The organism is Bacillus sp. CDB3 (assembly GCF_002081505.1).
Lineage (GTDB): Bacteria > Bacillota > Bacilli > Bacillales > Bacillaceae_G > Bacillus_A > Bacillus_A cereus_AT.
Map to the genome: position 1 here is coordinate 63,716 of NZ_ALBR01000060.1, position 24,570 is coordinate 88,285.

Here is a 24,570-nt window from a genome sequence, read left to right on the forward strand (position 1 = left end):
ATAAATGCCCTTTAAATAAGCATTTATAGCACTTTTATTTATTTCGCCATATTTTACTATAAAAATTCATTTCATATTTTTTCACGTGTTTTTATATAATTTGTGAGCAAAATGTGAGCAAAAAATTAAAATAAAAACATTGAATAAATATTTAATTTATGCTTTTTTAATCTCATTTTCATAATCTTCAAGTTCCTTATCTGTCATTACATATGAGGAGGGATTCTCTTTTATAAAACGTACCGTATTTAGTCCGATCATCTGAGCAGCGGCGGACGGCTGACCATCCGGTAAAATAGGCGAAATGGAAAGATCAGCAACCTTAAGATTTTTGGTGCCAAACACATTAAGGAATCCATCGACAACCCCTTCTTGAATCGTCCGTCCCATCCGACAATGCCCGCCCAGAGAGAAGTTCGTGTAAGAGGCTCTGACATAATTCTCAAGCTGCTGTTGTTTGTTAGGATCGTTGTCAGGTAGCTGTAATATACTCTCTGGAGGATATACAACCTTCCCGATGCCGTTATTTGGGTATTTCAGTGGATCTCTAGCCTCTACAATAATATTATAAATTCTCTTATATTGATCGACCATATACGTTAGGTCATTAGGATCTTCCAACGGATTGAAGTTAAGAGATGGATAAGCCTCTGGATCGCTATGTTCCACTAGCACTGTACCCCGGCTTTTTGTTTTCACGTCTACCATACCAAAACTCATGATACTTGGAGTGGTTTGAAAAGTTAAATCTAAACTCCAACCATTGCTGATCACATCTGAAGCAGGAAGAAAAAATGGGAGAGGAGCTCCTATCAGTTGGAGACGACGACTTTCTAATAGATTCATTGGATTCTCTGCTTGGAAAGCACCTAGAATAAGTGGATAGTTGGGATCAGTAAAAAATATCGGAAGAATTTGGGAAGTATCTATCTCAACCCCTAATCCAATATAATTCTGGGTTTGAAGATTGTGCCCCACATTCGGACTCTCTATCAATGTTGGTATACCTGCTTTAGCCAAATCATCCGATTTACCGATTCCTGAACGTTGTAGAATGACTGAGGAAAAAAATCCTGCAGAGATGATAATACCTTTTCTTGCAAACATTCTATGTGAAACGCCATCCTTGACAAATTCAACACCAACAGCAATGTTCAACCCATCTTTTTCTTAAATAAGATTTTGTTAACGGTTGTTTTAGCTAAAATAACCAGATTTCTTCCACCAACTCCAAATTCATCTGGATGGGACTGGTTTCCTTTGCTGACAATTTGGTCATTTAAATAGCCTGTTGCCGTTGAGGATCGGACAAATTGGCCAGGGCTAATCTCTTTTTGAATATATTGCGTTTTATAAAATGTACAATCCCTTATGCCGGTATTATAGTCCACAACAATCGGTGTTCCCAATACAGTGTTTGTTGCTTGAACTAACGTATTGATCAATCCATTAGGGGGGATATTCTGCTGTCTAATAAAAATCGGCCCTTGTGTTCCTCGTTCATTAGGGCTTTGTGTCGTTCCTGTATAGGTTTCATTTTTTACAAATAAAGCGCTAATCTTGTCGTAACTCCATTGATCACCAACTAGGCTTGCCCACTGGTTATACAACTCTTTACTCCCACGTACGGCGTACATATCACTAATTTCTGAGCTTCCCCCTATGGTGCGACCATTTGTTGCAATAAGTGTACGTGCAATAGTTGATTCTAGTTCAGAAGTAACATTAAAGCTAAACCTGTTACCGCGGGTTGTATTAATGGTAGCAAGAATGCTAGGGTTACTTAGTTCATTCGTCATATTTGTTCCTGCTTCCAGCACTAGTACAGAAGTACTTTTGTCATCCGTTAATTCTTTGGCAATTACCCCTCCAGCAGTTCCGGCACCAATCACGATATAATCAAATTTGGTAGGGTCTATTGGTTTTACAGGCTCTGGAAATTCACAAGGAAATGCACAAGGAAATAATGAATAAGGAAATTCACAAGGATTGAAACAATTTCTATTTTTTGATGGCATAAATAATCAAGCTCCTTTTTTTTGCATTTAGTATATTAAATGTAAAAAAGAACCTGTCTCTTGTACCAGTGTCTTTACTTTTAAAAAAAATGTATGTTCTATACATGTAAGATTAACAAAACGAAATTGCTATTCATTATCCGTAGTCAATAATGAATAGCAATTTCGTTATAGGGAGATTTTGATTCTTTAACTTGATGGACATAGGTAACACCCTGTTGTAGGGAAAGCACTAAAAATTATATATTACTCTATTAAGCTTTGAATTATTGGTAAGAAATGCTAAAGTTAAGTGGGTTAAAACATATACAAAGTGAGGCGATATTTTGCAGAAGTTTAGTTTATTACTAATAGCGCTTGTAATGGTTTTATCATTATTCATCCCTAATCTTGCAAGTGCTAAATCTTTCCCTGATGTCCAAGCTGGCCACTGGGCAATTAAAGAGATTAACTATTTATCAGAAAAAGGCATTATTAATGGTACTCCAGAAGGATATTTTAATCCAGGTGATAATGCAACTCGTGGACAAATGGCAGTAATGCTAGATTTATCGTTAAAATTAGAAAAACCATCTAGCTTGTCTCGCTTCTTTACTTGTTCGCGTATGCTCTTCCACTCACCACTGTCATAGAACTTACGCTTCTGTTGTTTGGTTTTGTATTCTTTCATAACCGAAAGAACTCTACCTGTTCTTCCACAATAGGATGATTATGCTGTATAATCTTTGTGTTAATACCTTGTTCATCTGGTTCAACGTGAATGTAAGAACCTGATTTACGATTGTAGTTTGTCTTCCAATCAAAGCTAACTCTTACTCTACCTTTTATCTCTTCGCCTTTATAAAGCACAATAGGAACAGCATCGATATCCGATTGTTTGTACTTCCCTAACTTAAACATATCTACAAAAGCACCGTTACATTTCGGACAAACAGTTACTTCTTTATATTCTTCTTTAGATGGATGATACACCTTATCTTGATGACCACACGCTAAACATTCAGAACGATTGAAATATCTTGTTTCTGTACGCATCTCACACATCTATCCCCACTCCTTATCTATAAAATAAAAAGCACCCGAATAGATGCTTAGATTAAACTTATTCATTATTACTTTCTCTACTTTCATCATTATCTGATTTCGGGTCTAACAAACTTCCTATATCAGGCGGCAAAGTTAACTCTATACCAGCTACTGGTTGATTATCCTCATTAAAATAATACTTCTTTACCTTATTTAATTCTTCATTTTTCTTATTTTCACTCATATTCTCCCGCCTTTTATGTATGGTATTAAACACGTTACTTAATATGTACATCGAGCAAGATAATATACTTTTTTAAATATCAGATAAATCACACACTTTCCGCATAATAAAAGAGCAACCCTGCGCCAGGTGCCCTTTCGTCAAAATCTTATGCTATTAATATAAATACGGTAAATGAAGTTTTATTCTTCTTCCAACCACCTAATGTTGTTTACTTTTATCCGTCCAACAATATTAAGTAACTGGAAGAAGAGCAAAAGCCCTTCTCCGTTTACACAACAGATTTTGACTTTGGAATTGAAAACAAGAAACAACATCTCATTCAATCCTCAACCATCACCCATAGCCTAACGATCCATTTGAATTATAAAGGAACGTGAAAAAATGTTTTCCGTCACTTCTCACAATACAAATATATCACGTTCATTCCAAAACGACCGGCACATTTCCTGCCAAAAAGCGGTCACGACTCTGCCACTTATTTTCATTCTTCACTCTTATGTATTTTATCTTAATGACTTACCCATATCTTATATTGTGTGTAACTGACCCCTTCATTGAATCCCTTGCAATCATTGACTTAATTAAACTTTCTCTTTTGAGTTACACAGTACGGAATTTATGAGTAACTGTATAGGAGTACCACCAGCATTTTTGAAAAAACAACACTAAGCAAAAAACACAATACTAGTAGAAAAATATTTTTAAAAGGGCATTTATAGGAACTCTTTTTTTGATATATCATACAATAACCCAGAAAATAGCTTGCTGTTTCAGCATAGAACAAAAAGGGAGTATGATAATTGTGGCTATAACAGCTTTAATCACCATTTTATTACTTTCGTTATCCTCTAGTATAGATAATTTTGGAGTAGGCATATCTTATGGTATTCGTAATATTCGTATAGGTTTTTTAGCTAACTTTATAATTGCGATTATTGCTTTTGTTTTTAGTGAAATGGGTATTTTATTTGGGCAATATATTTCAAAAGTTTTTCCTGGTACATTATCTGACGTTATTGGTACAGTGTTTTTGTTTGTAATTGGTTTGCGAATTATTTTAATGACAATTCCAAGAAAAAAGAAAGTTAATCAAGAAGTATTTGATGACGATGAATCTGTTTCAAATGTTATTACTGGATATTTAAAATCTCCTGAAAAAGCTGACCTTGATAAATCAGGAAATATTAGTTTTTTTGAAGCAATTGTTCTTGGTATTGCTATATCTATGAATGCTCTAACGAATGGACTAGGTGCAGGGCTATTAAAATTATCTCCATTTGCTATTTCATTATCAGCAGCAATATTCAGCTTTTTAACTGTTTGGTTAGGAGTTAAATTAGGAAAAAAAGTTGCAAATGTAAAAATTGGATCTTGGACATTAGGACAATTTAGCACAGCTTTAAGTGGATTTATATTATTATTAATCGCTGTACACAATTTGTTTTAAGTATAAATTGTGGTGAATACATTGGAGTTTTTTTAGCTTTATTATCAATCGTTATCATTGATTTAGTAATTGTTGGTGATACCCCATGCCTATCAAGCTAAGCTTATATAAGTTTAATTTCATGTGAGATTTTTTCTTTTTTCTAAAGATCTAGTGTAAGTTCTTGAAAGATTTGCATACCAAATAAACCCTATCGGGTTTCAGTTTTTTTGATTACGCTACATGATTGTGAGACATAGAAAAGTTATATACGACGCCTAAGATATCAAAGACTGTTTTCTTCTCATACCTATGGGATTTTCGTCCGTTTTTCTGTAAGAGATTAAACAGCCGAGACAATATCTTTGTTAATTCTTGGGTGTCTTTTTGTAGAGATTGATAAATAAGTGGAAAATAATCTTTTATCATATAAATCGCTTTATATTCGCTTAATTCTCGTTTCTTCTTGCTGAGGAGTAATTGGCGCATTTGGAACATAGTGGAGGAACAAAGAAAGATGCTAATTAATTGTCCGTATAAGTGACATTCTAGTCGTTCTAATTTTACAGAATTACAATGATGAATACGAAAGAATGATTTCCATGTTTTAAAGATAAGTTCAACTTGCCATCGTAAGGAGTAAAAATCGTATACTTGTTCCTTTGGTAGATATTCCAAAGGAATATTTGTAATGTAAAAGTTAATTGCACTAAGTCGCTTACTGCGTTCTTTATAGGTAATTTGCTTCTTATGTTCTTTAGATGCTAAATCCTTTTGTCTACGTTTCATTTGCGTTTCAGTTAATTTGTACAGAATTAGTCTTGCAGGAAGTTTTTGATACATTCCAATATAAATCTCAGGAAGTTTCATATGTTTCACCTGACTGTAATTGGTCAATGAATTGCTCCATATCTAGTTGGATGTATTCAGATTGCTTTTTTATTGTTCCATTTTGAAAGTATTCAGGTTCTCTATTCTTCTGATATATACGAGTATTGAGCTTTAATCGTGAAATAAAATAAGCACCACACTCGTCTATCGTATGTAGATCTCTTAAATCGAAATATCCTAGATCACGTATACATACATCGTGCGGTTGAAGAGACGTTAAGCAAGTAGAACCATAAATTTTATCATTTTGCTTTCCCGAACCTACATGAACATGTAAAAATTGACCACTAAGCAAATCGTACTCTAATTGAATTTTCACACCAGCACTATGACCACTACCTCCTGAACCTTGATATGTAGAAGCAAATTTATCTGGAACCTGAAAATGTGTAGAATCCAATACACGAATACTACGAAAATAGTTTGTATACAAAGTTGGAATCTTGTTTGAGTTGGAGGAATGAAATTGTTGGTTAAGTAAATACGCTAATATTTGTTGTAAAAACTGTACAGCCCGAGAATTAAAGCGTTGATTGAGTCCTTCCGGACTCATGGAAATGCCTGTGTTAGCTTCTAATCGACTACATAATTGTGTCAATGAAGTATGAGCTATATTTTGGCTTAACCAAACACATAAAGCCACTAAGTCTTGTGCACGATATTTACTTTTTCGTTGAACAAATCCTATCTCTCTAGCTAACTGTTCCAAAGCATACGGTGACATATATCGTTGTAGTTCTTTAGAGAACAATTCTAGTTCATCTAAAATCGATAAATTCATAACAAAAACGCCCCCTTTCTGTATATTTCTACAAAAAGAATAGCGTTTTTTTCGTTTTATGGATACAATTTTCTAGCTTGATGGCGATGTGACGCTACCCTTATATTAAATCGCAATAAAAGGTGTTTTATGAATATACTCTTTATTATCAATCTGGCTAATTATAAAATTTGCTATTTCTTTATTTGAAATCATTGCCCCAGGCATATCGATAAGACTTTCTTTGACTGCTCTTACTTCAACACCCTCCTTTACAAAAGGCAGTCTTATTAGTGTCCAATCAAGGTCTTTATTTTTCAAAAGAATATTCAGCTCTTCTCTTTTATCTTTCATCATTTTGGAAAAGAGCACTTCAAACATTTTTGCTCCAATCTTATTTAAAAGACTTTTTTTATCTCCTATAATGTTGAGAGAACCTCCTGTAACGCCAATATATCTCTTAATATCCTTTTCTTTCATTACTTCAAGTATATCTCTGGTAACTTTGCTATATATAGGTGTATCTCTCATAGGTTGACCAAAGCAATTTATAACAATATGACAACCTTCGAGTAGTTGTCTTATTGCATCTACATTCTCCGCAGTACCTGTTACAATCTCAATTTTATCATCGTTATACTTTAATTTTTTAGGATTCCGAACAAGCATACGAATTTGGTAGCCATTTTTTAACGATTCTGAAGCTATATAACGACCTACCTTACCAGTGCCACCAATTACAGCTATTTTATAAGGATTATCCATTCCATCACTCCTAAGAATATATAAATAAACTCAATCCTTCCGAATTAAATTCTAATTTTATAATATTTCCCTTTTCATAATTAATAATATTTATCATTTTTCATTTTTCTTTATATTTTAACATAAATTACCTATTTATTCTGAAGTTTTCTTTTAACGCCTTAAATAACAAAATAGATCGTAACCGAAATGGAAGTGTGACAATAATCATTGTCACATTGTTAAAAGCAATGCTAATTATAATCCTATTTTAGGAGTCCCGCCACGTTATCATCAATCTAGTAATTTGAAGTGTCCACAAAACAAAAATTTTATTATTTTGCAGTTATTTATAAGAATTCAGCTCATTTTTATCGTTTTGGGGTAACTTGTTTTCTTAAGTTGATGGACATGGGGTGATACCCCTAGATTTAAAAAGAAAAAAGCAATGATTAGATTCTAAACCTAGTCATTGCTTTATCCATTGCATCTTGATTTACACCTATATAACGTAACGGGACCTCCTCTGAAGAGTGATTGAATATCTCCATGAGTAATGCTATGTTTTTCGTTTGCATGTACATATGATATCCGTACGTCTTTCTTAGCGTATGTGTTCCTATTTCATCTAATCCAAACTCTGCCGCTGCTCCACTTAGTATCTTATATGCCATGCTACGACCAATTGGACGATTCTTACCTTGTCTACTTTGTAATAAATACTCATTGTCTTCTCTTTCTTCAATAAACCATTTAAGTTCTCTTTTCAGTGCTGCAGTGATTTGTATTCGTTTCTGTTTCCCTGTTTTCTTTTCCCTCATAGATATATGACTACCTTTGACATCCCCTACCTTCAATTTCAAAATATCCGAGATTCTCAGACCCGTATTGATTCCCATAATGAAGAGAATGTAATTACGTAAGCTCTTTTCCTTAAAATAATCTTTTAGCTGCTGTATTTGCTCTGAATCACGTATTGGTTGAACGAAATTCATTATTCATTACCTCCCTTTTCTTCTGTCTCGTAAACTTCTAATCCAAGTGCAAAAGCAAGTTTATAAAACGCTTTAGACTTCCAACGTCGATAAGTGCGCTCTGACATCCCTATTTCGTTATAAACCATATAATCACATACATCCTCTTCTTCTAGATAACGTTTATAAATAATATCTCTTTGGATGCTTCCTGCACGTCCATTTCCTAATCGATTTAAAAACTGATCAATACGTAATGACATTCTTTCAAGCAACTCTTCTCGTTTACTTTGTTGAATATTCGCTATGGCAATATCTTCTAACGGCTTACCAACTGCATGTGTAGGACCGTGCTCACGCATTTCATAAGAAGGAGTGACTTTCATTTCTTTACGCATCATCCCAAATTACCTATGTATACGTACGCTTTCCAACACACCCTCTAATTCTTCTTGCGTTGCTGTTCTATCGATTTTTGGTAAGAAAGATAATTGTTTAGTCATGTAAGACCACCCCTTTTTATTTTTTAATTACTTTTGTCTTAAATCTCCACGTCTACGTTCATAACGTGGTCCACGAATCCCCATTAAATCTTCAATGTCACGAGTACTTAATTTTCCTTTTCGTTTTTTCTTGTTTTTCTTATTTTTCTTCTTTGCTTGTTTCGATTGCTTTTTCCACTCACGTAGCTGATCCTTTAATGCCTTCATTTCCCCATCTCCCTTTTCAAAATAAAAAGGACACCTATTCCTAAAACAGTTTAAATTGCTGCTTTAGTGAATTGGTGTCCTCTAGTTTTCTAGCCGGACTATATTCTGTTCACTTATATTTCAATTTTGTAATTAAATATGCCTAAAGGAAACATATTAAGAGCACTTCAATTTTTATTGTCTTTCACAAAAAGGTTGCTATAGACCCACTGTATTTCGAACTGATAACATAAAATGGTAAATCATAAGAGTTTAGGGGGAATAAATAACAATGGATTCATCAAAAGTAGCTTTTTTATCAGTATTAAGTAACTCTTTTGTTGTTGTTTTAAAAGTTGTTATTGGTATATTTACTGGTTCAGTCGCTATTCTTTCCGAGGCTATTCATTCATCATTAGATTTATTAGCTTCAATCATCGCTTTCTTTTCTGTCCGAATTTCAAATAAACCAGCGGATAAAATCCATCCCTATGGACACGGAAAGGTGGAAAACATATCCGGAACAATTGAAACATTACTAATTTTCATAGCTGGTTTTTGGATTATTTATGAATGTGTTCTTAAATTGATAAACCCTGAACCAATTCAACTCCCATTTTTAGGAATAGTCGTTATGTTGATAGGAGCACTCATCAATTCTGTAGTATCACGAATTGTTAACAAAACTGCTGAAAAACAAATTCAATTGCAATGAAATCTAATGCACTACATTTACTCACTGATGTTTACACTTCCTTAGGTGTTGCAATTAGCTTATTTTTAGTTAGTTTAACTAAATGGTATTTCCTAGACCCAATCATTGGAATTATTTTAGCTGTTTATATTATGACTGAAGCCTTCAAATTAATGAAAGAGTCCTTCCCTCCATTAATTGATGCGTGTCTATTACCAGCAGAAGAACAAAAAATCATAAATATCATTGAAACTTATAAAGATGAATATATTGAGTTTCATGATTTTCGCACAAGACGCTCAGGTTCAATGGAATACATAGATTTTCACCTTGTTGTTTTATCTCACTATGACATCAAAACAGCGCATGAGTTATGTGATCGAATAGAACAAAGTATCAAGAAAAAATTTAATCGTGCTCACATACTAATCCATTTAGAGCCAGAACATGAAATTTATATTAAATTAACCTGAAAAACCATTAAATTTATTAAAGTAATTAGGAAAAAGAACACTTACTACTAAAATGAAGCTTTTCTCCATTCACTTCCGCATAACATTTCTAATCCGGTTTATACTAAAACTGTAACTTTAAAGCTACACATCCCAACTTGTAGGGCCTATTTTTCTTTTGTACAACAAGTGGCTAGCTAATTAAGCTAGCTGCTCTTATTTTGTAAATACATCCTTTGCAATTAGTTCTTCATCCTCTACAAGACCATTACGAACTTTATCAATTGCTTTATCTAGATCAGGTGCTTCCACAAATGCTTCATAAGATTTAGTTTCAGTAAATTCAACGCGATATCTTTTCAAATCCATTCCTCCTGAATAAAATTTAATAATTCGCAAATGCTATACACAGGCGATAAGCCAGAACTCATTTAACTGTCCCTGTAATTCTTCTCTCCTCTGTATTAAGCAGTTAGCTTTTGCTAGCTGCTCTTTTTCTGCGATTGGTTACATTCACCTGATGTTTTCAACGTAATATTACGTTACAATATAAAAGATTAAAATATATTGAGCTGTTATACCATTACCCTAGGAAACTAGGGTTTTTATTTCGACAAAATGAAATTTTTATATTAATCTTCCTCAAGAATTGAAACAGTTAAGTAATTTCTAACTCTCTTCCGCTTTGCTAACTTCCTTTGATAGGCTGGTGTTGTATAGTAATGAACCGTTTCAGGAAGTACGCCCATATGTTGAGCGCATTCCTTTATGGTCCCGAGACACACGAATGATTCACCTTTATAAACGACGTACTCCTTTAAGTTCACTTTTCATTCTCCTTTTCTAATAAAATAGCGTTTTTGTTAAAATTTCACTTCAACCTTATTCATTTATGGTATAATCTGTATCATTTATTTTTTTCAAGAAAGGCTAAAGTAATGAGAAAATACTTCGGTTTCATTTCAATTTTGTTAACTATTATCGTATTTTTCAATTTTTATAGTGATAGTAATTTAATTTATTTAATATTTGTATCACTGGTTTTAATTATTTTTGCTCCAAAAGGTATAGGAAGGAATTTTGCTATTATAGTTTTTATACTTGTAAGTATTTTCTACCCCTTCTTTTCCATTATTATTGCTACTATCATCGGGGCTATGTTCGGGGCTAGCTGAAACTCTTCTCCAATAACCCCTTTCTCTAAAATAACGATTTTATTAAATTTCACATATTCAACGCTTGTCCATTTCCTTTGGCTCTACTCCCACATTTACTATTAGTAATACGAATTTTTCAGAGGTGAATTATATTGGACGAATTTTTATCTTCTGCTGCATTAAACCCTGGTTCGATTGGACCTACATTCCCGCCTATGCAACCTTTTCAAGTTCCTACAGGGCCGACTGGAACAACCGGATCTACCGGAGACACTGGACCAACTGGATCGTTCCTCTGTTTCACTAAAATAATTTCCGTTATGTTTTTATTTTCTGTCTCGCGGTCATAGTAATCTTCACGGTATAAGAATGCTATTAAATCCGCATCTTGCTAAATTTGACCATTCTCACGTAAATCTGATAGCAATGGTATAAATATAGCCATATCACACAATACATGCAGCAACAGGCCGCAGAAAATTTTGAGAATGTAATAAAACCTTATGAAAACATTAAATAAAAACCGAAAAATTCTAATGTGAGCAAAATGTGAGAATTAATAAATAACAGAGTCTATAAATCTTGATATGACAAGGTTTATAAGTCTATATCGTAGGATCTTGAGAGAAGAATGAGCAGTTTTAGTATTTATTTTAAATACATAAAAACTTCAAAAATGCCAAATCCCTTATGTCACAAAGGATTTGGCATTTTTAAGTTTCTAGAAAAATCCGATAAATATAAGTGGAAATTAAAAGTCATGAATTCGGTACAATACTGTATCCAAGCCCAAGGGACTGTCAAATGAAATAACGTGTCTAACTTTTTGGAGTCTATTGATCTTTTCAAATCCCCTTATATTAGTGCTCGCTATTAAGACCTTTTTCTTCTAGGACCTACAATTAATTTGATTGCTGTTCTTTCTTGATTATCGATAGTAACCTCTTGAAACGCTGGAACAAGAACCAAGTCAATTCCACTTGGAGCGACAAAACCTCTTGCAATCGCAATCGCTTTAATCGCTTGGTTTAAAGAACCAGCTCCAATTACTTGGATTTCTACATTGCCACTTGCTCTTAGTACACCCGCTATTGCACCTGCCACTGAATTCGGACTTGATTTTGAGGATACCTTTAATATATTTTCCATGTAAGTTGCTCCCTCTATTATTTAATCTCTCTTTTCTTACTGTTTGAAATATAACTAACGTATCTTTAACTACTATTCATACTAAATACAAACAATTCTGTATAATTACATTCATTCGATATTTTTTGCCTTCTTCCTGCACAACTACATAAATAAAAAGCGACGACTAAGTTGGAAACTTAATCATCGCTTTATCCATTTCTCTGTTTCACTAAAATGCTGTCCTTTAAATACTTCTCTTCTTTACTTTGGCGATATACTATCTTAAAGTTTAAATACTTCAACATTTTAAAACCTTGGATAGAGTTATCTGCTAAATTTTCATCCTTTTTCTTCTCCGAAATTCATTACATAGAATATTCTAACTCCACTTTTTTGAAAACTATATCTCCTCATTAGAGCACTTTATATTATGCCAGCCTTTTATCCCAAATCTATTACCTTATATATGGACAAGTATACACGCCAATTGCTTTTCGATTGCATAAACTACTATGTGTTATACATTTATTAATAATAGGAGGTAATATATTGGGTTCATACTATCATTCTTCAAGTTCATATAAAAGATGTTCATGCCACTCTTCTTCTAGTTCATATAAAAAATGTTCATGCGACCATTCACATAAATCATCTAAGCCTGCTTACGGCACTTTTTGGCAAACTGAATTTATAACTGTCCCTTTTGGCGATCCTTTTCCATTTAATCACATTGGCCCTTTGGCAGGAGGAGTTTCCTTACTAAATCCGACTACTATACAATTTAGTAAAGCTGGTGATTATAGAATTTCTTTCATTTCAAGTATTAACACTACGTTAAATCCTGTATTTCCCCATATTCCAGTCATAACTATATTTTTAAATAACAATCCACTTGCTAATAGTCAAGGTGATTTCGCTTTTCAAATGAATACTTCATCAAATAACGAATGCCTTCAACTAGTTGGAGAAACTATTGTTACGGTACCCGCTAATTCAACTCTTCAACTTAGAAATAATAGTGGTTTCAATCATCAAAGTATTGTAACTTGTGATAATGGTATAAATTCAGTTGAATTAACAGTTACAAAACTAAGTTAATACTATTCCCTCACATTCAGATGCTATTTCAGCATCTTTTTTATTGAATAACAGTATTCTTCGATTCCTATCATCTCTCTTATAGTACATAAACTCCCATTTCACTTTTCTATTAATCTATTAAATTAAAAAAAGTGCCAAAATCTTTCTAACACAAGATTCCGGCACTTTTCATATTAAGTCCTATTCATTCTTACTTTTCCACATAAACCGACTTAACTATCGTACGATTATAAGGTTGTCCTTCCTTATTCATCCCTTTTATATCAATTGTAACGTTATATACACCCGGCTGTTCTATATTTTTCAAAGCACCTGTAAATGTATTTGTATTAATATTTTGTGATTCATTTGATTCAGAAACTAACTTTCCATCTTTATTAATTACTCTTACTGTTACTGAAAGATCGCCTTTCATTTCTGGAGCTACAGGTGATTTTTTGAGTTTATACTCTGCTTTATTTACTTTAACTTTTGCCGGCATTTGAAGGACGAACGGAGCATCTTTTTTGTAATCGGTTACGATTAAATATGCATCTTTCGGCTGCTTCGCCATCATTTTAACTTGCCATTCTCCTGCTTCCATTTTATCAAATTTAAATGTTCTTATAGTCGCTCCTGTATAGAAAGATTCACCTTCACCAGTAGATACAGCACTATCTTTATTTGTATAAACTTTTCCTTTTGGAGATATTAGTTGTATTTCTACATCCGAAGAAGCTGTTAAAACAGAAACTACCCCTTCTGCCTTTTTATCAAACGTTATTCTCTCAACATTCCTTCATTCCTTTTTGCAAGAAGCGTTTTAAATATTTCTCAATAAAGCTTTCTCTTTACAAAAAAGCTGCGTATAAAAGGTCTCTTTAATAACCTTTTATACGCAGCTTCTTTATTTAAAACTCGATGATGTACTCATCATCATATTTATCGTATTGCAAACCAGCTCCTATTTTCAATTCTGTAACTTGATCTCTTAGAAATGGTGCATCTTCTATTTTACCATTTGCAATTTCAATTCCGTATTTCTTTGTTAAATGCGCTAACTCTATTAAAAACCATTCTCTTCGCAACGCGACTGGAATATCATACGTCCGTCTTTTCATATATACTAGCACCTCATATTTTTTCATTATTAAAAAAAGTATCACTTCTACTTTCGATACACTTTTTAAAACTATCGTTTCTCATCAAAGGCCAATGAAACATTATAGTATATGCATGTCTGTTTTAAACGTGCTATGGCAAAAATAATATTAAAAAACTCATTTAGTTTACATAAAAAAATTATGTAATAGTAAAAGGGTAAGGCTTGTCCCTCATCCTTTTACTATCAAAAGCTAGATTAAGAACATCTTGGTACACCTAAAGCTAAAAATAAACCTGCTACTCCTGCTGTAATTGGCACTTTCAACGTAATAACATCATCTACTTTTGTTACTAAAAAGTAAGCATTCCCTTCTTGTAACACGCAATTCACTAATAATTGAAATTCCATTCAAATCTCCTCCTTTCAATCGATATACTATAATTTATGAAATCTCTTTCAAAAAGTAATAGTAAATATATCTATTTTTCCTCATATATAAAATAAATGTTTATACGTCCATTAAAAATATTAATTTTCTAAATTAATATAAAACGTGTAATATCCAATAAATCCCTATATAATCAATAGAGAAAATCTTACAAATGGAGGTATGAAAATGGTAGTTTTGAGTAATATTGGTGCGGCTTTATTTTTTATTGCTTTTATCCTTTTAATTCTTTGCATCATCTCGTTCTTTAAGAAAAATGGTAAAGTAAAACAATATGGTCGTTCTACCGTTATTCTTTTTATGATTTCAATCGTCTTAATAATAACTGGCGCAGAGACTTCTAATCACCCAATTGTTGAATTCTTTTCTATTTTAAGCTTTGTTTTATTTATTTTCTTCCTTGTTCTAGCAATCTTATCTGTAATTAAGAAAACCGGTGTAGCAAAAAAACAATTTATTATTACAGCTATTTTATTTGTCATTTTTGTTGCGCTATTAGGTATTTCAGGTCCTTCTTCTGAAAAAACGCAGCAACGAATAAACAAGTCGCTTCTAATAGTGAAGAGAAAAAAGATGACGAAAAGAAAAAGGAATTAGAAAAGAAAGAAGCGGACGAAAAATCTCGTAAGCAAGAAGAGGAGAAACGTCAAGCTGAGGAACTAGCTCGTAAGCAAGAGGATGAGAAACGCCAAGCTGAAGAACTAGCTCGTAAACAACAAGAAGAGCAACGGCGTCAAGTTGAAGAACAGGCCCGTAAACAACAAGAAGAACAACAACGCCAAGCCGAAGAACTGGCCCGTAAACAACAAGAAGAGCAACAACGCCAAGCTGCTGAGCAGGCTCGTAAACAACAAGATGAACAACAACGCCAAGCCGCTGAACAAGCTCGCAAACAACAAGAAGAGCAGCAAAAAGCACAGCAAGCTCAAACACAACCGGCTGCAAGTAACAATAGTAATATAACTTATAAAAATTGTACTGAAGTTAAAAAAGCTGGAAAAGCTCCTATTTATAAAGGACAACCTGGTTATAGCTCTCATCTTGATCGTGATGGCGATGGAATCGCGTGTGAAAAATAGTAATAAAAAGAAGCTTCTACTAAGCTTCTTTTTTTATTATCGTAAAGTATTGAGACTAATTACTCTCCCCTTTATAAAACTCATTTTATTATTCTCAAAAATGACACATAATAAGTGATTTCAATCACCACATTGATTTTAAATTATCGCTATTCTTGATTTAGATATTACATTTAAACTTTATGGAGGCATTCATATGGAACATACATTTACTGAAACTTCTATTGTTGGTGAGATTGTTACACAATTTCCGAAAGCTAGTGACCTTTTTAAATCATATAGAATAGACTTTTGTTGTGGTGGTAATAGACCACTTATTGATGCAATTAATGAAAGAAATTTATCAGCTTCTGAGGTAATCACAGAGTTAAATACGCTTTATCCTAAAACGAAACTATTAAATGAATCTAAAATTGATTGGAAAACTGCTTCTTATCGCGAATTGATTGATTATATTATAAATAAGCATCATCGCTATTTAAATGAAGAGTTGCCACAGTTAAGTCCATATGTGACTAAGGTATTACGTGTTCATGGGGCAAATCAGCCTCATTTAGCTCAAATTCATAAACTATTTCATGAACTTAAGATTGAATTAGAACAGCATTTAATTAAAGAAGAAACGGAAGATTTCCCATTAATTTTAGACTTCGAACAAAATCCAACTGATGAAAACTATACAAAGTTACGTAAAGTAGTAGATGAGTTGGAGAATGAACATAACCACGCTGGCAATATTATTAAAGAACTTCGTAAGGTGACAGATGACTTTACTCCACCAGAAGGAGCTTGCGGCACTTATCGCCTTGTTTACCAGCGCCTTGAAGCCATTGAATCTGATTTATTTGAGCATATTCATTTAGAAAATAATATTTTATTTCCGCGTGCCATTACAAAAGCATAAATAAAAGCAGGACATGAGCATTTCTACTCATGTCCTGCTTTTTCATTACGTGAAAAACATCCACACTGCCCCACCTCGCCTCTCCACTTATATTAATAAATTATCCTCTCACTTCTCGCTTCACATAAACTCGAATTTTAACAATTTGTGAATCATTATAAAAATGTGATAAACATCACATCTTCCCCTTTTTTGATTTTCTATAATGAGAATATAATACTTTGTTCAGCATTTCACATAGAAGGGGAAATAAATATGAAAAAACGTTTAGTTATGATCGGAAATGGTATGGCTGGCATACGCTGTATGGAAGAAATATTAAAACATGATAGTGATTCATATGAGATTACTATTTTTGGAGATGAACCGCATCCAAACTACAACCGCATTATGCTCTCTCATGTTTTACAAGGCAAAACAAATATGCAAGATATCATTATGAATGAATATAGTTGGTACGAAGAAAACGAAATAACTTTGTATACAAATGAAAGAGTTCAAAGTATTAACCGCGAAGATAAAATCATTATCACAGAAAAGAGTCGTACTCTTACATATGACAAACTCATTATCGCAACAGGTTCTAGTGCTTTTATTTTACCAGTCGAAGGTTCCACTCTTCCTGGTGTAACAGGATTTCGAACTATTGAAGATACACAATTTATGATTGATACCGCTAAAGAAAAGAAAAAGGCCGTTGTCATTGGTGGTGGATTACTTGGTTTAGAAGCTGCAAGAGGTCTTATTGATTTAGGAATGGACGTACATGTTGTTCATTTAATGCCAAGCTTAATGGAGCAACAACTAGATGCCAAAGCAGCTTCTCTATTACGTGAAGATTTAGAAGCGCAAGGCATGAAGTTTCTAATGGAAAAGAAAACGGTAAAGATTCTTGGTACAGACCATGTTGAGGGCATTCTATTTGAAGATGGTGAAGTTGTAGATTGTGAGTTAATCGTAATGGCTGTCGGAATACGTCCGAATACTCAAATAGCAAAAGATGCTGGTTTACTTGTAAATCGCGGTATTGTAGTCAGCGACTATATGCAAACAAATGATGAATCCATTTATGCAGTTGGCGAATGTGCGGAACATGATGGTATCGCATATGGACTTGTTGCACCTCTTTATGAACAAGGTTCAACATTAGCTAAGCATATAACAAATTTACAAACTGATGGATATGTGGGCAGTATCGTCGGTACGCAATTAAAAGTTGCAGGTTGTGATTTATTCTCTGCTGGCCAAATATATGAAGATGATCAAACGAAAGCAATATCAATCTTTGATGAATGTAAAAGTTCCTATAAAAAGGTATTAATTCGTGACAATAAAGTCGTTGGTATTGTTTTATACGGGGATACTGCTGATGGTACACGCCTCTTTAGCATGTTAAAGAAAGAAGAAGATATACAAGAATATACACCAGCTTCCCTTCTTCACAAAGCTGGTGAAGAAAGTGAACTTAACGTTGCTACTATGAGTGCTGATGACACGATTTGCGGATGTAATGGTGTTACGAAAGGTACAATCGTTCACGCCATTTTAGAACAAGAGTTAACGACTTTTGAAGAAGTTAAAGGCTGTACGAAAGCCGCAGGGTCTTGTGGTAAATGTCGTCCGCTTGTGGAACAAGTTTTATCTCATACACTTGGAGATGCTTTTGATGCCTCAGCGCAATCTGCCGGTATGTGTGGATGTACACCTTTATCCCGTGATGAAGTCGTAGCGGCCATTCACAAGAAAGGCTTAAAATCTCCAAAAGAAGTACGAAATGTTCTTGGTTTTGCACATGAAGACGGCTGTTCAAAATGTCGTCCTGCTTTAAACTACTATTTACGTATGGCGATTCCAGAAGAATATGAAGATGATAAATCGTCCCGTTTCGTTAATGAAAGAATGAATGGTAACATCCAGCACGATGGTACATTCTCTGTTATTCCACGTATGTACGGAGGCGTTACAACAGCTGATGATTTAATGAAAATTGCTGAAGTTGCGAAAAAGTATGATGTTCCTCTTGTGAAAATTACTGGTGCTAGCCGAATCGGCTTATATGGTGTTAAAAAACAAGATTTACCTAACGTATGGGCTGATTTACATATGACTTCGGGATATGCGTATTCAAAATCTCTACGTAATGTAAAATCATGTGTTGGTTCTCGCTTCTGCCGATTCGGTACGAAAGATTCATTAGGACTTGGTATGTTACTTGAACAATCATTAGAAATGGTAGATACACCTCATAAAATGAAGATGGGTGTAACAGGTTGTCCACGTAACTGTGCGGAAGTACTGACGAAAGATTTTGGCGTTGTTTGTGTCGAAAATGGATTCCAACTTTATATTGGCGGAAATGGTGGTACTGAAGTACGCGAGGCTGATTTTGTAATGATTGTCCCTACTGAAGATGATGTCCTTCGCATCGCTACAGCTTACATGCAATATTATCGTGAAACTGGTATTTACGGAGAGCGTACTGCCTACTGGACAGAGAGATTAGGCTTCGATCATATAAAAGAAATACTACAAAATACAAGTATGGTCACGATGTTAAATGCGCGTTTCCAAACAGCTCGTGGCACATATAAAGAAGCTTGGGGACAAGCACTAGAAACGAAATCATTAAAAGCGATGTATGAAGTAGAAACTGTGAAATAAGGAGCTGTGATCCATATGTTACAAACGAAAGAAAAAATAAAAGTTATGCGAGCAGAAGATCTTCCTATTCAAATCGGTAAAGAGGTACAAATGCAAGGTATGTCTATCGCCTTATTCCGCCTTTCAAATGGCGATATTCGAGCAGTAGAAAATCGTTGTCCTCATAAAAACGGACCGTTAGCAGAAGGCATTGTATCTGGAGAATTCGTCTTTTGTCCACTACATGATTGGAAAATTTCATTACTAACAGGTGAAGTTCAAAAACCTGATGACGGTTGTATTCAAACGTACGAAGTAGAAGTCATTGATGGTGACATTTATATAAAGTGAAACTTTAATCAGCGGGGATTGGTTCATCCCCCGCTGATTATTAGCCCTCACCAATCGGGCTTTTACGGGCAGTTGATCCCCACCTAACTACTTTGCTTTCGCTGAATTTTGAGGTGGGGGTCTTACTGCCCGGCAAATAGCGGGATAAACATGTAATTTACAAAAGGAAGCCTCCCCCTGGCTTCCTTTTAAATAAAAATAAACGAGGTGCGAATATGAATGGATATGTATATTTAGTTGGTGCAGGACCAGGTGATGAAGGGCTTATTACAAAAAAAGCGATAGATTGTTTAAAGCGTGCAGATATTGTTTTATATGACCGCTTATTGAATCCTAGCTTCCTTAGCTATACTAAGCCAACTTGTGAACTTATTTATTGTGGAAAAATGCCAAACAATCATACTATGCGACAAGAAATGATTAACGCCCACCTCCTTCAATTTACGAAAGAAGGAAAAACCGTTGTCCGCTTAAAGGGCGGAGATCCATCTATTTTTGGCCGTGTTGGTGAAGAAGCAGAAACTTTAGCAGAAGCAAACATTCCATATGAAATTGTACCAGGTATTACATCTAGCATCGCCGCTAGTATCTATGCAGGTATCCCCCTCACCCACCGTAACTACAGTAATAGCGTCACTTTACTAACTGGACATGCAAAAGGTCCTTTAACCGATCATGGAAAATATAATTCATCTCACAATAGCGACACGATTGCCTACTACATGGGTATAAAAAACTTACCTACAATTTGTGAAAACTTACTACAAGCAGGAAAAAAAGACGATACGCCAGTAGCAGTCATTGAGTGGGGTACAACTGGAAAGCAACGCGTTGTAACAGGCACACTTTCAACCATTGTTCATGTCGTCAAAAACGAAAATATTTCTAACCCTTCTATGACAATTGTTGGTGATGTCGTTTCCTTACGTAATCGAATCACATGGAAAGAACGGAAACCGTTGCACGGCAAGAAAATTTTATTTGCATCCGCAACAAATAAAACAAGTTTAATGAAGCAAAAGTTACAAGAATCCGGTGCAGAAATTTATCAAATCCCAACTTTCCAAAAGGAAGAATACACATTAACCTCTGAACAAATCAATGAAGTTTTTAACGTTGATCGCCTTGTATTTTGTTCAGCTGAAAGTGTAGAAATTTTGATGCAATCATGCAGTAAAAACCATAAAGACATTCGATCCTTACAAGCGGAACTTCAATATATGAGCCTTTCTGTTCAAGAAAAGCTTATGCAATATGGATTGTTAAGTAAACAAGCAACGTTCTCTTCCGATACAACTATTTATTTAGGCAGAAACATTAATCGAATTGGTTTTATTCAAGAAAAAATTGGTGCTGGTTCTTATATGATGACTCATGAGTATACAATTGATCATCGCTTCGATGAAATTCATTCTCGTATGCTTTCTGAATTCTCATGGGATAGCATTGTATTTGAAGGACGCGCTTCTATTGATACGTTTCTAGCAGAAATAAAACGCCTTAACTTTATCGATATTCTTACTCTCCCATTCTCGTATACTGATATTCCAACTTTACACTATGCAAATAAAGTCGGGTTTCATAACGTAGATCATCAATTACAAGATATTATTATGAAGAAAGACATGGTGGTACGATGAAAGGAATTGTATATGTTGGACACGGTAGCCGACTACAAGAAGGTAACGAACAATTCATTCACTTTATTCAATCTGTTATGAAAGAACGTAACGAAAGAATTCAAAAAATAGCTTTTCTTGAACTAACAACTCCTACCATTTCAGATGTAGTTACAGAAGCAATAATTGAGGGAGCAACTGAAATAATGATTGTACCTGTTTTATTATTTGCGGCAGCTCATTATAAAAGTGATATTCCTTTTGAAATAGAGCAACTACAAAAGAAATATCCACATATAACATTTTCAGTTGTACCACCTTTTAGTACGCATCCACATATGGTTGAACTTGTAGTAAAAAGAATACGTGAAACTATGCCGCTGCAAGGTAGTAGTATTTTACTCGTAGGGAGAGGTAGCAGTGATCCTCAACCCATTTATGAATTACAACAAATCGGAGCAGCTGTCGAACGAAAACTCGGTATGCCAGTATGTTGTTCCTTTTTAACGAAAGGAACTCCCTCTTTTACTGCTGAGCTCAAGACTATAACATCGATTGCGTCCCATGTATATGTCATGCCGTATCTTCTCTTTACCGGTTTATTACTTCAAAAAATCAAATTGCATACAAAAAAATATGATCACGTTACAACTTGTAACTGCCTTCAGTTTGATACATATATGAAATTAACATTATTAGAACGAATGGAGGAATGTGTGTATGTATAACATGTACCCTCTTATGCTTAATCTAAATAAAAAAGTGGTCGTTATCATTGGTGGAGGTAAAATTGCATATCGAAAAGCGTCTGGATTAAAAGATACAGGCGCTTTTGTCACCGTTGTCAGCCCAGAAATTTGCGAGGAAATGAAGGAACTTCCTTATATTACTTGGAAGCAAAAAACTTTTAGTAATGATGATATTAAAGATGCTCACCTTATTTATGCAGCTACAAATCAACACGCTGTAAATATGATGGTCAAACAAGCCGCCCATGATTTCCAATGGGTTAACGTTGTAAGTGATGGTACAGAATCATCATTTCACACACCTGGTATCATCCGAAATGATGAATATGTTGTAACGATTTCAACTTCAGGTAAGGATCCATCGTTTACGAAGCGTATGAAGCAAGAATTAACATCTATATTTCCTAAACTTATAAAAAAGCTTTCTCGTACTAACAAATCGTAATTTATCTCTTAGATGAAATATTAATTAATTTCGGACAAACGTTTTTTATAGACGTTTGTTCTTTTTATTATTAGACAGACAATTGACACTCCTACCTCTAAAAGGGCCAGCTGACTAACGTCAGTGGGATTCTTACCACCAAAGGCTGGTATCCTAGACGTGTAAGAGGCGGAGTACCTTTATCTACTTGTTCCTTTAAAGTTCCCGTTTGTTGAATTATATTTGAGTTCATACATTTATCCCTTTATTTCTTTATCTGTAGGTAAAACAATTGCAGCTATTATATAAATTAACACTGTAAATCCACTAGTAAAGAATGCTGATAATGCAGTTACTATGCGAAGGATACTTACATCAATTCCATACTTGTCGCTTAAGCCACCCAATACACCTGATACTTGTTTATCTTTAGTGGACTTATATAGTTTTTTCATCTAAACACCCCGATCCAATTAAATATTTGCATTCTAAAAATTAGTTCGATCTTTGAAAGAATTTTAAGATTCCTTTAACTAACCAGCCCTTTAATTGAATAACTTCTGACATCTATATTTTAACATAAAATTCCATAACCCTTCTGTTTTTAAACCACATTCTTTTAGAAAACAAGCGTTTGTTGAGATAGCAATAAAAACACGTTGAAGCCTATTACTAAAAAAACCATCCCAATATACTTTGGGACGGTTCTTTTTCCTTATTAATGATTCTTTAACATCACTAACAGCTTCTCTTGGCTATACATCCACACGGTGATGATTAAACAAGCAAGCGCTACTTCTGATAACGCCATAAATCCAATTGCATAATGACCTGTCAGTTGGAATAGTAATGTTAAAATTAATGGCGGGAAGAACCCTCCTAGTCCACCTAAAGCTGACACAACCCCATTTACAATCCCTGCTTGCTCAGAGAAGTACATTGGAACAAGCTTAAAGATTGTTCCATTTCCAATACCTGCACAGAATGCAACTAGTAAGCAACCAAACGTATACACGTTCATGCTAGGCATGAATGATAAAATAATACCAGACAGTGTTAAACCGATAAATACGAAGATTAATATTTTAAATGGATTAAATTTATCACCGAGCCAGCCACCAATCGGGCGCATCATTGTTGCTAATACGATGAATCCAGCTGTCCGCATGCCTGCATCTACTTTCTCTAATCCGAAGTGAGACACTAAAAAGTTTGGTAAATATACTGTAAATGCGACGAATGATCCGAATGTTAAAAAGTAAAAGATACATAAAAACCAAAGTTTTTCATTTTTATATACACCTTTTATTTGTTCCATTAATGGTGTATTCACCTTTTTTTCTTTACGATCGCCTAATAAAAAGTTCATAAGTGCAAATGCTGCAAGTAAAACTAAATAACACTGTACTGTCGTTCTCCAGCCAACTGAAGTTGCAATGACAGGTGCTAAGAAAGAAGTAATTGCTGTTCCGGCATTACCCACACCGTAAATACCATTTACAAAACCGTGACTCTCTTTCGGGAAGTATTTCGGTAGAGAAGTTACTCCTACAGAGAATACAGCACCACCGATCCCTACAAATAATCCACCAATAATTAAATCCATCATAGAATTGGCAATACTAATGTAAAAGACAGGGAATAATAAAAGTATAAAACTAATAAAGAACAATTTTCTTGCTCCGTAACGATTCGTCCAATAACCAATTGGAATGCGAAGAATAGAACCTAAAATAACCGGTACTGCTGTTACCATAGAGATTTGTCCCGCAGTTAATGGAATATCCGCTTTAATATATGGCATTAATGATGATAAGATAACCCATACCATAAAACCGATAACTAGATTAGAAGTTTGTAAACTTAATTGAAAATTAGGACTTTTCATCCTGTTCCCTCCTATGTATTCATCGTTATATTCATTCTCTCCAGCCTAATCACGTCCTAACATGATTAGGCTGA

At 34.3% G+C, this 24,570-nt stretch carries 22 protein-coding genes and 9 pseudogenes; 12 read left to right on the top strand and 19 right to left on the bottom strand.

Going from position 1 to position 24,570, the window contains the following annotated elements; genetic code table 11:
- Positions 1–156 precede the first annotated feature (156 nt).
- Both CDB3_RS32980 and CDB3_RS32985 read right to left on the bottom strand, forming a co-directional pair.
- On the bottom strand, positions 157–1,158 hold the full coding sequence (locus CDB3_RS32980) for a GMC oxidoreductase (RefSeq protein ID WP_306295564.1): 1,002 nt from the start codon (positions 1,156–1,158) through the stop codon (positions 157–159).
- Positions 1,155–2,018: a GMC family oxidoreductase N-terminal domain-containing protein gene (locus tag CDB3_RS32985; RefSeq protein ID WP_306295565.1), complete on the bottom strand. Its 864-nt coding sequence runs from the start codon at positions 2,016–2,018 to the stop codon at positions 1,155–1,157. Before CDB3_RS32985 ends, CDB3_RS32980 begins: the two co-directional genes overlap by 4 nt.
- Before the next feature lie 326 nt (positions 2,019–2,344).
- On the opposite strand from CDB3_RS32985, the pseudogene CDB3_RS13540 reads away from it, so the two are divergent.
- Positions 2,345–2,614: pseudogene (locus CDB3_RS13540) on the top strand (S-layer homology domain-containing protein); the annotation flags it as partial.
- Here CDB3_RS13540 and CDB3_RS32390 read toward each other — a convergent pair.
- From CDB3_RS32390 to CDB3_RS31685, 3 genes and pseudogenes are all read right to left on the bottom strand, one after another.
- Positions 2,590–2,688, bottom strand: a pseudogene (locus CDB3_RS32390) (HNH endonuclease); the annotation flags it as partial. The pseudogenes CDB3_RS13540 and CDB3_RS32390 overlap by 25 nt on opposite strands.
- Positions 2,685–3,062, bottom strand: coding sequence for a hypothetical protein (locus CDB3_RS13545; RefSeq protein WP_128854850.1), 378 nt, complete (start codon positions 3,060–3,062; stop codon positions 2,685–2,687). The gene CDB3_RS13545 and the pseudogene CDB3_RS32390, both read right to left, overlap by 4 nt.
- Positions 3,063–3,120: 58 nt before the next feature.
- Positions 3,121–3,288: a hypothetical protein gene (locus CDB3_RS31685; protein WP_179139700.1), complete on the bottom strand. Its 168-nt coding sequence runs from the start codon at positions 3,286–3,288 to the stop codon at positions 3,121–3,123.
- Positions 3,289–4,093: 805 nt separating this feature from the next.
- On the opposite strand from CDB3_RS31685, the gene ytaF reads away from it, so the two are divergent.
- Positions 4,094–4,738, top strand: a complete 645-nt coding sequence (gene ytaF, locus CDB3_RS13555; protein ID WP_205753518.1) for a sporulation membrane protein YtaF — start codon at positions 4,094–4,096, stop codon at positions 4,736–4,738.
- 213 nt (positions 4,739–4,951) lie between these two features.
- On the opposite strand, the pseudogene CDB3_RS13560 reads toward ytaF, so the two are convergent.
- From CDB3_RS13560 to CDB3_RS13580, 5 genes and pseudogenes are all read right to left on the bottom strand, one after another.
- A pseudogene (locus CDB3_RS13560) lies at positions 4,952–6,389 on the bottom strand (IS4 family transposase).
- A gap of 105 nt (positions 6,390–6,494) precedes the next feature.
- Entirely contained in the window at positions 6,495–7,133 is a 639-nt protein-coding gene (locus CDB3_RS13565; RefSeq protein ID WP_000369880.1) for an NAD(P)-dependent oxidoreductase, read from the bottom strand.
- Positions 7,134–7,564: 431 nt separating this feature from the next.
- The gene (locus CDB3_RS13570; protein ID WP_128854852.1) at positions 7,565–8,107 is read right to left on the bottom strand and encodes a site-specific integrase; all 543 of its coding nucleotides are present in this window, start codon (positions 8,105–8,107) and stop codon (positions 7,565–7,567) included.
- Positions 8,107–8,589: pseudogene (locus CDB3_RS13575) on the bottom strand (ArpU family phage packaging/lysis transcriptional regulator). Before CDB3_RS13575 ends, CDB3_RS13570 begins: the two are co-directional and overlap by 1 nt.
- Before the next feature lie 27 nt (positions 8,590–8,616).
- Positions 8,617–8,796: a hypothetical protein gene (locus CDB3_RS13580; RefSeq protein ID WP_128854853.1), complete on the bottom strand. Its 180-nt coding sequence runs from the start codon at positions 8,794–8,796 to the stop codon at positions 8,617–8,619.
- Between the two features lie 271 nt (positions 8,797–9,067).
- On the opposite strand from CDB3_RS13580, the pseudogene CDB3_RS13585 reads away from it, so the two are divergent.
- Positions 9,068–9,942: pseudogene (locus tag CDB3_RS13585) on the top strand (cation diffusion facilitator family transporter).
- 195 nt (positions 9,943–10,137) lie between these two features.
- Here CDB3_RS13585 and CDB3_RS31690 read toward each other — a convergent pair.
- Together CDB3_RS31690 and CDB3_RS13590 are read right to left on the bottom strand one after the other, a co-directional pair.
- Positions 10,138–10,284, bottom strand: coding sequence for a hypothetical protein (locus tag CDB3_RS31690; protein WP_170961043.1), 147 nt, complete (start codon positions 10,282–10,284; stop codon positions 10,138–10,140).
- A 269-nt stretch (positions 10,285–10,553) separates the two neighbouring features.
- Positions 10,554–10,748 carry a hypothetical protein gene (locus CDB3_RS13590; RefSeq protein WP_128854854.1) on the bottom strand — a complete coding sequence of 65 codons (195 nt, stop codon included), beginning with the start codon at positions 10,746–10,748 and terminating at the stop codon, positions 10,554–10,556.
- Between the two features lie 482 nt (positions 10,749–11,230).
- Here CDB3_RS13590 and CDB3_RS13600 point away from each other — a divergent pair.
- Positions 11,231–11,368 (top strand): annotated as a pseudogene (locus CDB3_RS13600) (exosporium leader peptide-containing protein); the annotation flags it as partial.
- Here the strand turns inward: CDB3_RS13600 and CDB3_RS13605 are convergent.
- Positions 11,350–11,508 (bottom strand): annotated as a pseudogene (locus CDB3_RS13605) (DnaB-like helicase C-terminal domain-containing protein); the annotation flags it as partial. The pseudogenes CDB3_RS13600 and CDB3_RS13605 overlap by 19 nt on opposite strands.
- Before the next feature lie 443 nt (positions 11,509–11,951).
- Positions 11,952–12,227: a stage V sporulation protein S gene (locus CDB3_RS13615; RefSeq protein ID WP_000427797.1), complete on the bottom strand. Its 276-nt coding sequence runs from the start codon at positions 12,225–12,227 to the stop codon at positions 11,952–11,954.
- Positions 12,228–12,758: 531 nt separating this feature from the next.
- Between CDB3_RS13615 and CDB3_RS13620 the strand changes: the two genes are divergently transcribed.
- Positions 12,759–13,307 carry a preprotein translocase gene (locus CDB3_RS13620; RefSeq protein ID WP_128854855.1) on the top strand — a complete coding sequence of 183 codons (549 nt, stop codon included), beginning with the start codon at positions 12,759–12,761 and terminating at the stop codon, positions 13,305–13,307.
- A 193-nt stretch (positions 13,308–13,500) separates the two neighbouring features.
- On the opposite strand, the pseudogene CDB3_RS13625 reads toward CDB3_RS13620, so the two are convergent.
- The 3 genes and pseudogenes from CDB3_RS13625 to exsG all read right to left on the bottom strand — a co-directional run.
- A pseudogene (locus tag CDB3_RS13625) lies at positions 13,501–14,073 on the bottom strand (hypothetical protein); the annotation flags it as partial.
- A 127-nt stretch (positions 14,074–14,200) separates the two neighbouring features.
- Positions 14,201–14,410, bottom strand: a complete 210-nt coding sequence (locus tag CDB3_RS13630) for a hypothetical protein (RefSeq protein WP_128854856.1) — start codon at positions 14,408–14,410, stop codon at positions 14,201–14,203.
- A 239-nt stretch (positions 14,411–14,649) separates the two neighbouring features.
- Positions 14,650–14,802 (bottom strand): exosporium protein ExsG, encoded by a 153-nt coding sequence (gene exsG, locus CDB3_RS13635; RefSeq protein WP_000395676.1) that lies wholly within the window; start codon positions 14,800–14,802, stop codon positions 14,650–14,652.
- 208 nt (positions 14,803–15,010) lie between these two features.
- Between exsG and CDB3_RS13640 the strand changes: the two are divergent.
- The 7 genes and pseudogenes from CDB3_RS13640 to CDB3_RS13670 all read left to right on the top strand — a co-directional run bounded on the left by CDB3_RS13640 (position 15,011) and on the right by CDB3_RS13670 (position 22,629).
- Positions 15,011–15,921 (top strand): annotated as a pseudogene (locus CDB3_RS13640) (excalibur calcium-binding domain-containing protein).
- Positions 15,922–16,117: 196 nt separating this feature from the next.
- Complete coding sequence (gene ric, locus CDB3_RS13645; protein WP_128854857.1) at positions 16,118–16,825, top strand: iron-sulfur cluster repair di-iron protein; 708 nt, start codon at positions 16,118–16,120, stop codon at positions 16,823–16,825.
- A 255-nt stretch (positions 16,826–17,080) separates the two neighbouring features.
- Positions 17,081–19,486: an NADPH-nitrite reductase large subunit gene (gene nirB / locus CDB3_RS13650; RefSeq protein WP_128854858.1), complete on the top strand. Its 2,406-nt coding sequence runs from the start codon at positions 17,081–17,083 to the stop codon at positions 19,484–19,486.
- Between the two features lie 15 nt (positions 19,487–19,501).
- Positions 19,502–19,816, top strand: coding sequence for a nitrite reductase small subunit NirD (nirD, locus tag CDB3_RS13655; RefSeq protein ID WP_128854859.1), 315 nt, complete (start codon positions 19,502–19,504; stop codon positions 19,814–19,816).
- A gap of 215 nt (positions 19,817–20,031) precedes the next feature.
- Entirely contained in the window at positions 20,032–21,456 is a 1,425-nt protein-coding gene (locus CDB3_RS13660) for a uroporphyrin-III C-methyltransferase (protein WP_128854860.1), read from the top strand.
- On the top strand, positions 21,453–22,163 hold the full coding sequence (locus CDB3_RS13665) for a sirohydrochlorin chelatase (protein ID WP_128854861.1): 711 nt from the start codon (positions 21,453–21,455) through the stop codon (positions 22,161–22,163). Before CDB3_RS13660 ends, CDB3_RS13665 begins: the two co-directional genes overlap by 4 nt.
- Positions 22,156–22,629 carry a precorrin-2 dehydrogenase gene (locus CDB3_RS13670; RefSeq protein ID WP_070142237.1) on the top strand — a complete coding sequence of 158 codons (474 nt, stop codon included), beginning with the start codon at positions 22,156–22,158 and terminating at the stop codon, positions 22,627–22,629. Before CDB3_RS13665 ends, CDB3_RS13670 begins: the two co-directional genes overlap by 8 nt.
- Before the next feature lie 236 nt (positions 22,630–22,865).
- On the opposite strand, the gene CDB3_RS13675 is transcribed toward CDB3_RS13670, so the two are convergent.
- Together CDB3_RS13675 and narK are read right to left on the bottom strand one after the other, a co-directional pair.
- Positions 22,866–23,063, bottom strand: coding sequence for a PspC domain-containing protein (locus CDB3_RS13675; protein WP_128854862.1), 198 nt, complete (start codon positions 23,061–23,063; stop codon positions 22,866–22,868).
- A gap of 263 nt (positions 23,064–23,326) precedes the next feature.
- Positions 23,327–24,496 carry a nitrate transporter NarK gene (narK, locus tag CDB3_RS13680; protein ID WP_128854863.1) on the bottom strand — a complete coding sequence of 390 codons (1,170 nt, stop codon included), beginning with the start codon at positions 24,494–24,496 and terminating at the stop codon, positions 23,327–23,329.
- Positions 24,497–24,570 lie beyond the last annotated feature (74 nt).

What these genes read in the sequence shown, in the direction of transcription:
- CDB3_RS13660 (WP_128854860.1), top strand. Translation starts at nt 20,032, where the DNA reads ATGAATGGATATGTATATTTAGTTGGTGCAGGACCAGGTGATGAAGGG.
- CDB3_RS13565 (WP_000369880.1), bottom strand. Translation starts at nt 7,133, where the DNA reads ATGGATAATCCTTATAAAATAGCTGTAATTGGTGGCACTGGTAAGGTA.
- narK (WP_128854863.1), bottom strand. Translation starts at nt 24,496, where the DNA reads ATGAAAAGTCCTAATTTTCAATTAAGTTTACAAACTTCTAATCTAGTT.
- ric (WP_128854857.1), top strand. Translation starts at nt 16,118, where the DNA reads ATGGAACATACATTTACTGAAACTTCTATTGTTGGTGAGATTGTTACA.
- CDB3_RS13580 (WP_128854853.1), bottom strand. Translation starts at nt 8,796, where the DNA reads ATGAAGGCATTAAAGGATCAGCTACGTGAGTGGAAAAAGCAATCGAAA.
- nirD (WP_128854859.1), top strand. Translation starts at nt 19,502, where the DNA reads ATGTTACAAACGAAAGAAAAAATAAAAGTTATGCGAGCAGAAGATCTT.
- CDB3_RS13545 (WP_128854850.1), bottom strand. Translation starts at nt 3,062, where the DNA reads ATGTGTGAGATGCGTACAGAAACAAGATATTTCAATCGTTCTGAATGT.
- CDB3_RS13615 (WP_000427797.1), bottom strand. Translation starts at nt 12,227, where the DNA reads ATGGAAAATATATTAAAGGTATCCTCAAAATCAAGTCCGAATTCAGTG.
- nirB (WP_128854858.1), top strand. Translation starts at nt 17,081, where the DNA reads ATGAAAAAACGTTTAGTTATGATCGGAAATGGTATGGCTGGCATACGC.
- exsG (WP_000395676.1), bottom strand. Translation starts at nt 14,802, where the DNA reads ATGGAATTTCAATTATTAGTGAATTGCGTGTTACAAGAAGGGAATGCT.
- CDB3_RS31685 (WP_179139700.1), bottom strand. Translation starts at nt 3,288, where the DNA reads ATGAGTGAAAATAAGAAAAATGAAGAATTAAATAAGGTAAAGAAGTAT.
- CDB3_RS13630 (WP_128854856.1), bottom strand. Translation starts at nt 14,410, where the DNA reads ATGAAAAGACGGACGTATGATATTCCAGTCGCGTTGCGAAGAGAATGG.
- CDB3_RS13665 (WP_128854861.1), top strand. Translation starts at nt 21,453, where the DNA reads ATGAAAGGAATTGTATATGTTGGACACGGTAGCCGACTACAAGAAGGT.
- CDB3_RS13675 (WP_128854862.1), bottom strand. Translation starts at nt 23,063, where the DNA reads ATGAAAAAACTATATAAGTCCACTAAAGATAAACAAGTATCAGGTGTA.
- CDB3_RS32985 (WP_306295565.1), bottom strand. Translation starts at nt 2,018, where the DNA reads ATGCCATCAAAAAATAGAAATTGTTTCAATCCTTGTGAATTTCCTTAT.
- CDB3_RS13670 (WP_070142237.1), top strand. Translation starts at nt 22,156, where the DNA reads ATGTATAACATGTACCCTCTTATGCTTAATCTAAATAAAAAAGTGGTC.
- CDB3_RS13570 (WP_128854852.1), bottom strand. Translation starts at nt 8,107, where the DNA reads ATGAATTTCGTTCAACCAATACGTGATTCAGAGCAAATACAGCAGCTA.